This is a genomic window from Pseudomonas resinovorans NBRC 106553 (genome assembly GCF_000412695.1).
GTDB lineage: Bacteria > Pseudomonadota > Gammaproteobacteria > Pseudomonadales > Pseudomonadaceae > Metapseudomonas > Metapseudomonas resinovorans_A.
This window is the reverse complement of record NC_021499.1, coordinates 414,281-427,844: the sequence shown is the minus strand read 5'-3', so window position 1 is coordinate 427,844 and position 13,564 is coordinate 414,281. Positions and strand designations below refer to the sequence as shown.

The 13,564-nt window shown below is 67.4% G+C and carries 11 protein-coding genes; 5 read left to right on the top strand and 6 right to left on the bottom strand.

All coding sequences use genetic code 11. The features are described 5' to 3' along the window. Nucleotides 1–69 precede the first annotated feature (69 nt). On the top strand, nucleotides 70–1,758 hold the full coding sequence (gene betA, locus PCA10_RS01935) for a choline dehydrogenase (RefSeq protein WP_016490336.1): 1,689 nt from the start codon (nucleotides 70–72) through the stop codon (nucleotides 1,756–1,758). A gap of 258 nt (nucleotides 1,759–2,016) precedes the next feature. Here the strand turns inward: betA and torT are convergent, their stop codons facing one another. After that, entirely contained in the window at nucleotides 2,017–3,048 is a 1,032-nt protein-coding gene (torT, locus tag PCA10_RS01930; RefSeq protein WP_016490335.1) for a TMAO reductase system periplasmic protein TorT, read from the bottom strand. A 129-nt stretch (nucleotides 3,049–3,177) separates the two neighbouring features. On the opposite strand from torT, the gene mdtD reads away from it, so the two are divergent. Together mdtD and dbpA are read left to right on the top strand one after the other, a co-directional pair. Then, the gene (gene mdtD / locus PCA10_RS01925) at nucleotides 3,178–4,611 is read left to right on the top strand and encodes a multidrug transporter subunit MdtD (protein WP_041770491.1); all 1,434 of its coding nucleotides are present in this window, start codon (nucleotides 3,178–3,180) and stop codon (nucleotides 4,609–4,611) included. 60 nt (nucleotides 4,612–4,671) lie between these two features. Further along, nucleotides 4,672–6,051 (top strand): ATP-dependent RNA helicase DbpA, encoded by a 1,380-nt coding sequence (gene dbpA, locus PCA10_RS01920; RefSeq protein WP_041770104.1) that lies wholly within the window; start codon nucleotides 4,672–4,674, stop codon nucleotides 6,049–6,051. On the opposite strand, the gene PCA10_RS01915 is transcribed toward dbpA, so the two are convergent. Beyond that, nucleotides 6,048–6,797 (bottom strand): substrate-binding periplasmic protein, encoded by a 750-nt coding sequence (locus tag PCA10_RS01915; RefSeq protein WP_016490332.1) that lies wholly within the window; start codon nucleotides 6,795–6,797, stop codon nucleotides 6,048–6,050. The genes dbpA and PCA10_RS01915 overlap by 4 nt on opposite strands. A gap of 226 nt (nucleotides 6,798–7,023) precedes the next feature. Here PCA10_RS01915 and yccS point away from each other — a divergent pair, with 226 nt between their 5' ends. Further along, nucleotides 7,024–9,201 (top strand): YccS family putative transporter, encoded by a 2,178-nt coding sequence (gene yccS, locus PCA10_RS01910; protein ID WP_016490331.1) that lies wholly within the window; start codon nucleotides 7,024–7,026, stop codon nucleotides 9,199–9,201. A gap of 16 nt (nucleotides 9,202–9,217) precedes the next feature. On the opposite strand, the gene PCA10_RS01905 is transcribed toward yccS, so the two are convergent. Next, complete coding sequence (locus PCA10_RS01905) at nucleotides 9,218–9,673, bottom strand: REP-associated tyrosine transposase (protein ID WP_016490330.1); 456 nt, start codon at nucleotides 9,671–9,673, stop codon at nucleotides 9,218–9,220. 216 nt (nucleotides 9,674–9,889) lie between these two features. Next, nucleotides 9,890–11,311 carry an aminotransferase-like domain-containing protein gene (locus PCA10_RS01900; protein WP_016490329.1) on the bottom strand — a complete coding sequence of 474 codons (1,422 nt, stop codon included), beginning with the start codon at nucleotides 11,309–11,311 and terminating at the stop codon, nucleotides 9,890–9,892. A 188-nt stretch (nucleotides 11,312–11,499) separates the two neighbouring features. Between PCA10_RS01900 and PCA10_RS01895 the strand changes: the two genes are divergently transcribed. Next, a complete protein-coding gene (locus PCA10_RS01895; protein WP_016490328.1) occupies nucleotides 11,500–11,733 on the top strand; it encodes a DUF1127 domain-containing protein in 234 nt (77 codons plus the stop codon). A 22-nt stretch (nucleotides 11,734–11,755) separates the two neighbouring features. On the opposite strand, the gene PCA10_RS01890 is transcribed toward PCA10_RS01895, so the two are convergent. Beyond that, a complete protein-coding gene (locus PCA10_RS01890; RefSeq protein ID WP_016490327.1) occupies nucleotides 11,756–12,646 on the bottom strand; it encodes a hypothetical protein in 891 nt (296 codons plus the stop codon). A 45-nt stretch (nucleotides 12,647–12,691) separates the two neighbouring features. After that, nucleotides 12,692–13,549: an HDOD domain-containing protein gene (locus tag PCA10_RS01885; RefSeq protein ID WP_016490326.1), complete on the bottom strand. Its 858-nt coding sequence runs from the start codon at nucleotides 13,547–13,549 to the stop codon at nucleotides 12,692–12,694. Nucleotides 13,550–13,564 lie beyond the last annotated feature (15 nt).

Sequence of the window (13,564 nt, the reverse complement as noted above, 5' to 3'; positions counted from 1 at the left end):
GGATGAAATCCGGGAAAGAAAAATTGCCGCGCCCCGGACCAGCTCCGGGTTATCTAGCAGGTAAGTGACATGTCCCAAGAATTCGATTACATCATCGTCGGCGCCGGCTCGGCCGGTAACGTGCTGGCCACCCGCCTGACCGAAGACCCCGATGTCAGTGTCCTGCTGCTGGAGGCCGGCGGCCCGGACTACCGCCTGGACTTCCGCACCCAGATGCCCGCCGCCCTCGCCTTCCCGCTGCAGGGCCGTCGCTACAACTGGGCCTACGAGACCGATCCGGAGCCCTTCATGAACAACCGCCGCATGGAGTGCGGTCGGGGCAAGGGCCTGGGCGGTTCCTCGCTGATCAACGGCATGTGCTACATCCGCGGCAACGCCCTGGACTTCGACGGCTGGGCCAAGCTCCCGGGCCTGGAAGACTGGAGCTACCTCGACTGCCTGCCCTACTTCCGCAAGGCGGAAACCCGCGACATCGGTCCGAACGACTACCACGGCGGCGACGGCCCGGTGAGCGTGACCACGCCCAAGGCCGGCAACAACCCGCTGTTCCATGCCATGGTCGAGGCCGGCGTGCAGGCCGGTTACCCGCGCACCGACGACCTCAACGGCTACCAGCAGGAAGGCTTCGGTCCCATGGACCGCACCGTGACCCCGGAGGGCCGTCGCGCCGCCACCGGCCGCGGCTACCTGGACCAGGCCCGCAACCGGCCGAACCTGACCATCGTCACCCACGCCTTGAGCGACCGTGTCCTGTTCAGCGGCAAGCGCGCCATCGGCGTCGCCTACCTCCAGGGCAACAGCGACAACCTCAACACCGCCCATGCCCGCCGCGAAGTGCTGGTGTGCAGCGGCGCGATCGCCTCGCCGCAACTGCTGCAACGCTCCGGCGTCGGCCCGGCGGCGCTGCTGCGTGACCTCGATGTACCGGTGGTGCACGACCTGCCAGGCGTCGGCGCCAACCTGCAGGACCACCTGGAGCTCTACCTGCAGTACGCCTGCAAGGAGCCGGTGTCGATCTACCCGGCCACCAAGTGGTGGAACCAGCCGGCCATCGGCGCCAACTGGCTGCTCCGGGGCAAGGGCCTGGGCGCCAGCAACCAGTTCGAGGCCGGCGGTTTCATCCGCACCCGCCCGGAATTCGAGTGGCCGAACATCCAGTACCACTTCCTGCCGGTGGCGATTAACTACAACGGCAGCAAGGGCGTGCAGGAGCACGGTTTCCAGGCGCACATGGGCTCCATGCGTTCGCCGAGCCGCGGCCGTATCCACCTGAAATCCCGCGACCCGCGCCAGCACCCGAGCATCCTGTTCAACTACATGTCCCATGAGCAGGACTGGCAGGAGTTCCGCGACGGCATCCGCATCACCCGCGAGATCATGGGCCAGCCTGCGCTCGACCCCTTCCGCGGCCGTGAACTGAGCCCCGGCGCCCACCTCAAGACCGACGCCGAGCTGGACGACTTCATCCGCAACCATGCGGAAACCGCCTTCCACCCGTCCTGCTCCTGCAAGATGGGCAACGACGACATGGCGGTGGTGGACGGCCAGGGCCGCGTGCACGGCATGCAGGGCCTGCGGGTGGTGGACGCGTCGATCATGCCGGAGATCATCACCGGCAACCTCAACGCGACCACCATCATGATGGCCGAGAAGATCGCCGACCAGATCCGTGGTCGCAAACCGCTGCCGCGCAGCGTCGCCAGCTACTTCGTGGCCGGCGAACGACCGGTTCGCGGACAGCCGCAACGCCAGCTCTGACCGCCCGTTGAACGACGAGGCCCCCGCTGCGAACCAGCGGGGGCCTTTTCATTTGTGCCTTGGACGCTCCGGTTGGGTGCTCCCTGCAGGAGCGAATTCATTAGCGAAATGGCCAGGCACCGAGCCGGCTGGACACCACCCTCACCCCAGCCCTCTCCCAGGGGGAGAGGGAGCGGGTCGCGCCTGAAAAATGGCTCGTGCCCCTGTAGGGGCGAATTCATTCGCCAAGCAGGCCGCAGGCCTGCCCTCAGGCCGGCACTACTCCGGCAATTCCTGGCGGATCATCCAGTGTCCGCTGGGGGGCATCAGGCGGCTGATGTCGAAATTCTTGAGGTTGGCCTGGTCGATCATCTCGATACGCGGACTGACCTGCCCCGGCACCTGCCGGCCTTCGAGCAGGCGCACCGCCAGGTCCACGGCGATCCGCGCCTGGATCACCGGCGAGTCGGTGGGCGAGGCCTGCACCGTGCCTTCGGCGATGGCTTCGAGCACCCGCTCGGTGGCATAGAGCGATACCACCTCGGCCTTGTAGCGACCGCCGCTGGAGCGCACCAATTGACCGGCGAAGGCTGCAGCCTCGGCATTGCCGATGATGTAGTCGAGCCCGGGTTCGCGGGTCAGCAGCTTGCGCACCAGCGCCGCCTGGCTGCTGCGGTCCACCGGGCCATAGCCCGCCGGCACCAGCACGTCCTGGCTGCCCTCGAGCGCTTCGGCGAGCCCCTTCTCGGCGTCTATCACCCAGCCGGCATCCTTCGGCCCCGGCAGCCAGCCCACACGCACCGGGCGACCGCCGCTGCGCTGCTGGATGTAGGCCATGGCGGCCTTGGCCATGTCGGCGAAACTCACCTGGGAGCGGGCACTGACGCCCGGACAGTCGATACGGTTGACCAGGTCGATCACCGGCACGTTCTTCTTCTGCAGCAGACCCAGCTGTTCGCACAGACCCTGCTCGCTGATCGCACCGATCACATAGGCGTCGGCGGCCAGCTGGATGCAGCGGGTCAGCTGCGCCTTCTGCATCGCGTCGAACTGGTAGCCGCCGGCCTCGTAGATGCCCAGTTCGGTACCCAGGCGCTTGGCCTCCTGGTCCAGCCCCCAGGCCACCCCCCACCAGTAGCGATCCATGCCGTGGGGCAGCAAGGCGCAGATACGCCAGGGTCTGCTCGCCGCCGTGAGCGGTTGGTAGTTGGCTTCGCGACCATCCACCAGCACGTGCAGCGGGTACCACTGCGTGGCGAAGCCGGGGACGGCGATGAGCCAACTCAGGGCGAGGACAGCGAGGGACCGCATAGGGCACTCCTGTGCCGGGAAAGGAGCGGAGCGAGTCGGATACTCGCAAGGGTAGCAGCCGCTTGCCAATAGGCCTTGGCCCAACACGGCTGGCAACGGGGCCGATTGAATCCTACAGTGCGCTGGGTAATCGAAGCGAGGACTACCATGGTCGAGCCCGTCTCCCTAGACGCCCGCACCGCGCGCCTGCTGCCCTGGCTGGTGGCGGTCGCCTTCTTCATGCAGGCGCTCGACGCCACCATCCTCAACACCGCGCTCCCGGCCATGGCCCGCGACCTGGCGGAGGACCCGCTGCGCATGCAGTCGGTAATCATCGCCTACATGCTCACCGTGGCCCTGCTGATCCCGGCCTCGGGCTGGATCGCCGACCGTTTCGGCACGCGCCGGGTATTTTTTGGCGCGGTGCTGCTGTTCAGCCTCGGCTCGCTGTTCTGCGCACTGTCCACCAGCCTGCCGCAGCTGGTTGTGGCGCGGGTGGTGCAGGGGTTCGGCGGCGCGCTGATGATGCCGGTGGGACGCCTGGTGGTGCTGCGCGCCTACCCGCGTACGGAACTGGTGCGGATCATGGCCTTCATCACCCTGCCCGGCCTGCTCGGCCCGCTGATCGGTCCCACCCTGGGCGGCTGGCTGGTGGAGTACGCCAGCTGGCACTGGATCTTCCTGATCAACCTGCCGGTGGGCCTGCTCGGCGCTCTCGCCGCCTGGCGCTTCATGCCCGACCTGCGCGGCAGTGGACCGGTACGCCTGGACCTGCTGGGCTTCCTGCTGTTCGGCGCCTCCATGGTGCTGATCACCATCGCCCTGGAAGGCCTGGGCGAGCTGCAACTGCCCCACGTACGGGTGCTGCTCCTGCTGCTGGGCGGCCTGGCCTGCCTCGCCGCCTACTGGCTGCACGCGGTGCAGGTGGAGCAGCCGCTGTTCGCACCCTCGCTGTTCCGCACCCGCACCTTCGCCGCCGGCATCCTCGGCAACCTCTTCTCGCGCCTGGGCAGCGGCGCCCTGCCTTTCCTCACCCCGCTGCTGCTGCAGGTAGCCCTGGGCTACTCGCCGGCCAAGGCAGGCATGACCATGATTCCCCTGGCGCTCTCGGCAATGATCGCCAAGCCCCTGGCCAAGCCCCTGCTGGACCGCCTCGGCTACCGCCGCCTGCTGCTGGGCAACACGCTGCTGCTGGGCGCCATGATCGCCAGCCTGGCGCTGATCGACGAGGCCACGCCCTACCCGCTGCTGCTCCTGCACCTGGGCCTGCTGGGGGCGGTGAACTCCATGCAGTTCACCGCGATGAACACCGTCACCCTGCTGGACCTCGACGACCACCAGGCCAGCAGCGGCAATGGCCTGCTCTCGGTGGTGATGCAGCTGTCCATGAGCCTCGGCGTGGCGGTGGCCGCCGCCCTGCTCGGCGGCTTCGGCAAACCCGATGCGACCAGCGTGCTGACGGCCTTCCACGCCACCTACCTGTGCGTGGGCGCGGTGACCCTGCTGGCGGCGGCGATCTTCTTCCAGTTGCCACCGGACAGTGGCCGCGTCGTGCGCCGGCTGGAGCCTGATATCGACGAGTGACGGGGGTGGCGTGCGGTAGCCTGCTAAACTGCGCGCCATTTCGACTTGCAGGCCCGTCCCGTGACCACCACCGCCTTCTCCACCCTGTCCCTTTCCGCGGCCACCCTGGCCAACCTGGAAACCCTGGGCTACCGCGACATGACCCCGATCCAGGCCCAGGCCCTGCCGCTGATCCTCAAGGGCCAGGACCTGATCGCCCAGGCCAAGACCGGTAGCGGCAAGACCGCCGCCTTCGGCATCGGCCTGCTGGAGCCGCTGAACCCGCGCTTCTTCGGCTGCCAGGCCCTGGTGCTCTGCCCCACCCGCGAGCTGGCCGACCAGGTCGCCAAGGAAATCCGCCGCCTGGCCCGGGGCCACGGCAACATAAAGGTGCTGACCCTCTGCGGCGGCGTGCCCTATGGCCCGCAAGTGGGCTCGCTGGAGCATGGCGCCCACGTCATCGTCGGCACCCCCGGCCGGGTCCAGGAACACCTGCGCAAAGGGACCCTGGTACTGGACGGCCTCAACACCCTGGTGCTCGACGAAGCCGACCGCATGCTCGACATGGGCTTCTACGACAGCATCGCCGACATCATCGGGCAGCTCCCGGCGCGCCGGCAGACCCTGCTGTTCTCCGCCACCTACCCGGCGGGCATCGCCCAACTGGCCAAGACCTTCATGCGCGAGCCGCAACAGGTGAAGGTCGACGCCCTGCACGACGACAACCAGATCGAGCAGCGCTTCTACGAGATCGACCCCAACCAGCGCATGGACGCCGTGCTGCGCCTCTTGCAGAGCACCCGCCCGCAGTCCTGCGTCGCCTTCTGCCACACCCGCCAGCAGTGCCAGGAACTGGAAGCGCACCTGCGCGACAACGGCGTCTCCGCCCAGTCGCTGCATGGCGACCTGGAGCAGCGCGAGCGTGACCAGGTGCTGGCCCTGTTCGCCAACCAGAGCTGCAGCGTGCTGGTGGCCACCGACGTCGCCGCCCGCGGCCTGGATATCGCCGGCCTGGAAGCGGTGATCAACGTCGAACTCTCCCGCGATCCGGAAATACACATCCACCGTGTCGGCCGCAGCGGTCGCGCCGGCGAGAAAGGCCTGGCCCTGAGCCTGGTGGCCCCCGCCGAGGCCAATCGCGCCCAGGCCATCGAGAACCTCCAGCAGGCGCCGCTGAACTGGCAGCGCATCGACGAGCTGATCGTGAAGAACCGCGAGCCGCTGCTGCCGCCCATGGCCACCATCTGCATCAATGGCGGGCGCAAGGAGAAGCTGCGTCCCGGCGACATTCTCGGCGCCCTCACCGGCGATGCGGGGATTCCCGGCAGCCAGGTGGGCAAGATCGCCATCTTCGACTTCCAGGCCTACGTCGCCGTCGAGCGCGGCGTTGCCAAGCAGGCGCTCAAGCGCCTCAGCGAAGGCCGGATCAAGGGTCGTTCCTACAAGATGCGGATCCTCTAGCTCCCGGGAACGGAGAGGCCGTGCTTGGCGAAGATGGCCTGATAGGTACCGTCTTCGCGCATGGCCTGCATGGCCCGGTCGAAATCCTCCACCAGCTCGGCGTGCCGTGGATGGCTGCGGCGCACGAGGATATGCAGGCCGTTCTCCGAGAGCGGTTGGGGCAGGAATTCGAGCTGGTCGCGAATGTCCTGCAACTCGCGATTGAGGTAGAAGCGCGCCACCAGCTCATCCTCCAGGGTGAGTTGCACCCTCCCGGCGGCGAGCATCCGCGCGCCCATCTGGAAGCCCATCACCGGCACCTTGCTCAGGCGGGTATCGGCATCGAAGGCCGGCAGGTAGCTGTAGCCGCGCACTACGGCGATGCTGTAGCGCGCGAGGTCGGCGGGAGATTGCAGCAGCACGTCGCTGCCCTTGCGCTTGAGGAAGAGCACGCGGTTGGTCAGGTACGGCTTGGAGAACTGGCCGAAGCGGGCACGCTCATCGCTGTACCAGGCGCTGATGATCAGGTCGTAGTCGCCCACCTCGAGCCCGCGCAGTGCACGGGCCCAGGGTACCTGGACGTATTCGGGGCGGTGCCCGGCGCGTTTGAGCGCGGTGCTCACCAGCTCGGTGGCCAGGCCATTGCCCGGCAGGCTCGCATCGGTAAAGGGCGGCCAGACATCGGCGGCGATGCGCAATGTCTCGGCGGAGACGCTCGCGGCGGCGAGTAACAGGGCGAACAGGGCAAAACCACAACGTCGTCTCATGCACAGGCATCCGAGAACAGGTTTGGCCAACGGAAAGCCCAAGACTGCACCAAATTTTCGGCAGCCACCAGACGCATCGGGTACGTCCGTACCTGTTTTTTCTTCGCCCTCGCTGTGACTCCCGCGCCGGCATCGAATGCGACAGGGTGGCTGACAGCGCCACCCGCTGCCCTTAGGCTGTAGCCGGCAGCCCAGCCATACACGGACATCCGCCCACAAGGCCCCTATGCCCTCGACCCGATTCACGCAAACCCTGCGCCGCCTCTGGGCGCTGGACAAGTTCAGCTACAGCCTGCGCGTTTTCGTCGCCCTCACAGGGAGCATGGCGCTGTGCTGGCAGCAGGACCGCATGGAACTGCTGATCCCACTCTTCCTCGGCATCATCGCCAGCGCCCTGGCCGAAACCGACGACAGCTGGCAGGGCCGCCTCACCGCGCTGCTGGTGACCCTCGGCTGCTTCAGCGTCGCCTCCCTGTCGGTGGAACTGCTGTTCCCCTACCCCTGGGTCTTCGTCGGCGCCCTGGCCCTCGCCAGCTTCGGCCTGACCATGCTCGGCGCCCTGGGTGAGCGCTACGCCACCATCGCCCAGGCGACGCTTATCCTCTCCGTCTACACCATGATCGGCGTCGACCAGCGCGACGGCGCGCCCACCAACCTCTGGCAGGAACCCGCCCTGCTGGTGGCCGGCGCCGCCTGGTACGGCCTGCTCTCGGTGCTCTGGCAGGCGCTGTTCACCCACCAGCCGGTGCAGCAGAGCCTGGCCCGGCTGTTCCGCGAACTGGGGCAGTACCTCAAGTTGAAATCCGCCTTGCTGGAACCGGTTCGCCAGCTCGACGTCGAGGCCCGGCGCCTGGAGCTGGCGCGGCAGAACGGCAAGGTGGTGGCGGCATTGAACGCGGCCAAGGAGATCATCCTGCACCGGGTCGGCAACGGCCGGCCGGGGCCCAAGGTGAACCGCTACCTCAAGCTCTACTTCCTCGCCCAGGACATCCATGAGCGCGCCAGCTCGTCCCACTACGCCTACAACGAGCTGGCCGAAGCCTTCTTCCACAGCGACGTGCTGTTCCGCTGCCAGCGCCTGCTGCGCCAGCAAGGCGGCGCCTGCCAGGCCCTGGGCCGCGCCATCCAGATGCGACAACCCTTCGACTACCTGGACGGCACCCAGGCCCTGGAAGACCTGAACAAATCCCTGGAGCACCTGCGCATCCAGAGCAACCCGGCCTGGCGCGGCCTGCTGCGCTCGCTCAACGCCCTGGCGCGTAACCTCGGCACCCTCGACCGGTTGCTCACCGACGCCAGCAACCCCGATGCCCTGGCCGAAGCCCAGGACACCAGCCTGCTGGATCGCTCGCCCAAGGGCCTGAAAGACGTCTGGGAACGCCTCAAGCTGAACCTCACGCCAACCTCCCTGGTGTTCCGCCACGCCCTGCGCATGGCCCTGGCGCTGACCGCCGGCTATGGCGTGCTGCACCTGATCCACCCCGAGCAGGGCTACTGGATACTGCTGACCACGGTATTCGTCTGCCAGCCCAACTTCGGCGCCACCCGGCGCAAGCTGGTGCAGCGGATCGCCGGTACCCTGATCGGCCTGGCGCTGGGCTGGGCGCTGTTCGACCTGTTCCCCAGCGCCCTGGTGCAGTCGGTGTTCGCCGTGGTCGCCGGGGTGGTGTTCTTCGCCACCCGCGCCACCCGCTACACCCTGGCCACCGCCGCCATCACCCTGATGGTGCTGTTCTGCTTCAACCAGATCGGCAACAGCTACGGGCTGTTCCTGCCACGCCTGGTGGATACCCTGCTCGGCGCACTGATCGCCGGCCTCGCGGTGATCTTCATCCTGCCCGACTGGCAGGGGCGCCGGCTCAACCAGGTGCTGGCCAACACCCTGGCCTGCAACAGCCGTTACCTGCGCCAGATCATGCAGCAGTACGCCAGCGGCAAGCGCGACGACCTGGCCTACCGCCTGGCCCGGCGCAACGCCCACAACGCCGACGCGGCGCTGTCCACCACCCTGTCGAACATGCTCATGGAGCCCGGCCACTTCCGCAAGGAAGCGGACATCGGCTTCCGCTTCCTGGTGCTGTCCCACACCCTGCTCAGCTACCTCTCGGCCCTCGGCGCCCACCGCAGCGAAAACCCCGGCGAAGCCCTCACCCCGACCATCGTCGAGGCGGCCGAACAGATCGCCGGCAGCCTCGATGAAATCGCCGGCAACCTGTCCGAGAAGTCCACGGTGAGCATCTACCGCGACCAGGAAGAAGCCCTGGCCAGGGACCTGGCGCATCTGCCCGAAGACATGGACGACCGCCCGCGCCTGGTGCAGACCGAACTGGGCCTGATCTGCCGCCAGCTGGGGCCGTTGCGGACGCTGGCGGCGCATCTGGTGAGCGAGAAGCAGGTGGCCTGATCGCCCACCTGGGGAATCAGAGCCAGCAGGCATCCCAGAACGGGTAGTCGCCAATCCGCTCGACGAGCCCGTCACGCAGGGGGTTGGCCACCAGGTAGCGGGCGACCGTCAGCAGGTCTTCCTCCCGACGCAGCGCATGATCATGAAAACCTCGCTGCCAGATGCTCGAGCTGCCTTGCAGATGCATCCCCAGGCGCCGGGCGGAGCGCCCCTTGAACACCTTGATGATGGTGGAAAGGCTGATCGGGCCATTCAGCTGCAGCAGCCAGTGGAGGTGGTCCGGCATCAGTACCCAGGCGACGGAGCGGATCAGGTTCTGTTCTTCCAGCCGGCGCATCTCGGCGATGGCCAGGCGCGCGCAGTGGAAGTCCCGGAACAACGGCTGTCGGCCTTCGGTGGTCGTGGTGATGTGGTAGATCTGGCCGGGTATCGAAGCGCGGCCGCGGATGAGATCGTCCCTGGGCATGTCCATTGCCTCCTTGTGTGTGAGGCAATGACTCTAAAGAGCCCCCGACCAGCGTTGGGCCGAGGTTCATCCTTGAAATGGCTGATCCGCATGGGGGAATGAAATACCTGCAGGGGCGAATTCATTCGCCAAGGGACGCGAAGCGGCCCCAGGGGGTGTACGGCAGACCTGCGGCCTGCTTGGCGAATGAATTCGCCCCTACAAGGAACGTGCACCCGAGGCTCAGAGCCCTCCCGCCATCAACTCCTTCACCGTTTCCCCCACCGCGCGCACGGCTGCCTCGATCACCGCGGTCGGCTTGGAGGAGTAGTTCATCCGCAGGCAGTTGCGGTACTTGCCCGAGGCGGAGAACAGGCTGCCGGCGGCGATCTGCACGCCCTTGGGCAGCAAGGCGCGGTTCAGGCGCAGGGCGTCGAAGTCCTCGCCGAGCTCCACCCAGAGCATGAAGCCGCCCTGGGGCCGGCTGGCGCGGGTGCCTTCGGGGAAGTAGCGCATCACCCAGTCGGTCATCTGGTCGCGGCTGTGCTGGTACTGGCTGCGCATGCGCCGCAAGTGCGGCTCGTAGTGGCCGTTGCCGACGAAGTCGGCCAGCGCCAGCTGCGGCTGGGTGGCGGTGGCGCCAGTGGAGATGTACTTCATGTGCAGGACCCGGTCGAGATAGCGGCCCGGCGCGATCCAGCCGACGCGGATGCCCGGCGCCACGGTCTTGGAGAACGAGCTGCAGAGCATCACGCGGCCGTCCTCGTCGAAGGACTTGATGGTGCGCGGGCGCGGGTACTGGTAGGCGAGGTCGCCGTAGACGTCGTCCTCCAGGATCGGCACGTCGTAGCGCTGGGCCAGGGTCAGCAAGGCGCGCTTGCGCGCCTCCGGCATGATGTAGCCGAGCGGGTTGTTGCAGCTGGGGGTGAGCTGGATCAGCTTGATCGGCCACTGCTCCAGGGCCATTTCCAGGGCCTCCAGGCTGATGCCGTTGACGGGGTCGGTGGGCAGCTCGAGGGCCTTCATGCCGAAGCCCTTCAAGGTCTGCATGGCGCCGTGGAAGCTGGGGGAGTCCACCGCGACTATGTCCCCCGGCTCGCAGGTGGAGCGGATCGCCACCGACAGCGCCTCGTGGCAGCCGGTGGTGATGACGATGTCGCTGGCGGGGATCTGGCAACCGGAGTCCAGGGCCAGCCGCGCCACCTGTTCGCGCAGGGCCTCTGTGCCATAGATGCTGTCGTAGTAGAGGCCGCTGCCGTCCTGGCGCCGGCTGATCCGGCCGAGGCTGCGCAGCAGCGGCTTCAGCGTCGGCCCGGAGATGTCCGGCATGCCGCGCCCCAGCTGCACCACGTTGTCCCGGGAGCTGCGCTTGACCAGGTCGAGCACGTCATTCCACTGGGAAACATCCACCGGCCGCTGCGGCGCCCGGCTCATTTCCGGCAGGGCTGGCGTCTGGCGCAGCGGCGGGACGAAGTAGCCGGACTTGGGCCGCGGCTCGGCCAGGCCGCCATCCTCGAGTACGCGGTAGGCCTGTTGCACGGTGCTCAGGCTGACGCCGTGCTCCAGGCTCAGGGCGCGCACCGAGGGCAGGCGGTCGCCGGGGCGGTAGTAGCCCTGTTCGATACGTTCCCCGAGGGTTTCGGCCAGCTTGATATAGAGCTTCATGACAGACTCCAGAAAGGCCGCAATGGCGGATCACGACCCGTACAGATAGCCCAGAAATGGAGGATTCAGATAGGAAATCACGCAATCTGTATGAAGAAAATATACAGATCGTGAATCTGTATTGAGATTTACCCGACGGACATCATGGTTCCCACCCCGATCCACCACAGGGCATGAGGAACGCAACGATGAACGGCCTGAGCGATGTACGTCTGAGTCTCCACGCACGGGAACTGGAACAGGAGCGGTACGCGCCGGTGTCCCTGGCACCGTTCCGCGTTGGCAGTCGCTGGAACCGCTTCTGGATGCGCCTGCGCACCCGTCGCGCCCTGCTGGAACTGGACGCCCATGCCTTGAAGGACATCGGCCTGACCCGCCAGCAGGCGCTGGACGAAGCGCTCAAACCCTTCTGGAAGGTCTAGCCGGCGACGCCACGCCTGGGTCTCAGGGCCAGGCCTTCCAGGCACGGGAGGGCCCGTCCAGGGGCGCCTGCAAACGCTTGAAGTCGGGCTGCGCACGCAGCTTGCGCAAGGCCTGCACCAGGCGCCGGTCCACCTCGACACCCCGGGGGTTGTCCGGCACCAGCCACTTCACCGGATAGAGGCCGAAGTCCTGCGCGCGCAGCTGTTCGCGCAGGCCCAGGCGGTCGATTTCGTGCTCGGTTTCCTTGGCCGAGAAGACGTAGCCGTCGATGCGCCCACGCACCAGCTTCTGCAGGCTGCTCTCGACGCTGTTGCTGGACAGCGCCGGGAACCCGAGCCAGGGCGCGTGGGCACGGTCGGTCTCGACCCGGTAGGGATAGGCCAGCTTGCGCAGGGCCGGGTCGACTGTCGGTGCGGCGAGCTGCTCCTGCAACTCGTCCACGCGCCAGCTACGCCCGAGCAGCGGTTGCAGTTGCGTCTGCTGCGCCGGAGCGAGGCCGCTGGCCGCGAGACGCTCGGCACTGAGGGCGTGGGCCGGGTCGAGCAACTGGGCGACGCTGAGGCTATTGGCGCGCTGGGTGAACAGGCCGAAACGCACCCGCCACAGATCGCCCGAGCCGTAGCGCAGGCCCGCCGGCAGGTGCGGCAGGTTGCCGAGGAACGGCACCTGGAATTCGCACTGGCCGTTCTGCAGCAAGTGGAAGGTGCGGGCGAACGGGGTGATCTGCACTTCGAACTCGACATCCGGCAGTTGCGCGTCCAGGGCGCGGATCAGCTCCGGCAGCGGCCCGCTGCCATCGGCTTCGGCCAGCCCCGGCACCTCGGCCACCGCCACTCGCCATTGTTCGGCGGCCGGGAGGGGATGGGCCCAGGCCAGGACCAGGCTGAGGCAGAGCAGCGGCAGTCGGCGCATGGATCACCCGGAGGGTAGCGGTACGCCTGAGTATAGGTGTGGCCTTCAGCGCAACAGGCTGACCATGCGCTGGATGGCGTCCTTCTGCTCGCTGACCAGGGCCAGGCCACCAGCGCTGTCCAGGGCGTCCAGCGGCGGCACGATCTTGCGATAGGCGGCGAGCTGCTGGATCGGCGGCAGCTGGGCGCCGCGCGGCTCCTCGCGTTGGGCGTGGTAGAGACCGAGGTTGACCAGATCCACCAGGCCAAGGCGGGCGCCGCTGTCGGCGTCCCAGTTCCTCGCGCTTCGCACCAGGTCGACGTAGCCCTGGTCGAGCCCCCATTTCTTCAGCACCACCAGCCCCAGGGACTGGCCGTACTCACGGCAGAGCCGGGCGTAGACGTCCGGGGTCGGTACCTGGCTGGCGTCCTTGAAGGCGGACAGTACCGCCAGCTCGCCGACATCGCAGAGCAGGCAGGCGAGCAGCGCCTGGTCCGCCGAGGGATAACCCAGGGGCCGGGCCAGCACGGCGCTGGTCGCGGCCTGGCGGGTCAACCGGCCCCAGAGGACGACGAACAGCTGCTTGTGGGCGGCGCTGTGGAGGGTGAACAGGCTCTTCAGGCTGTGCGCCAGGGTGATGCGATCCACTTCCTGCAGGCCGAGCATGCGGATCACATCATCCAGGGTCTTGGGCGGCTGGCTGGAGCGCAGCAGGATGCTGGAGGCGTGCTTCATCAGCAGGGCGCTGAGGGCCGGGTCCTTGCTGATGAGCTGCTTGAGCCGGATCACCGAGACATTGGGGTCGGCCAGGGCACGACGAATGTCCAGGGTGATCATCGGCAGGCTGGGTAGCTGCTCCTCCCCATTCATCAGCTGGGTGACCACCCTGCGATAAATCGAGTAATCCGACTCTTCTGCGCTCAAGCCACTTCTCCCCGT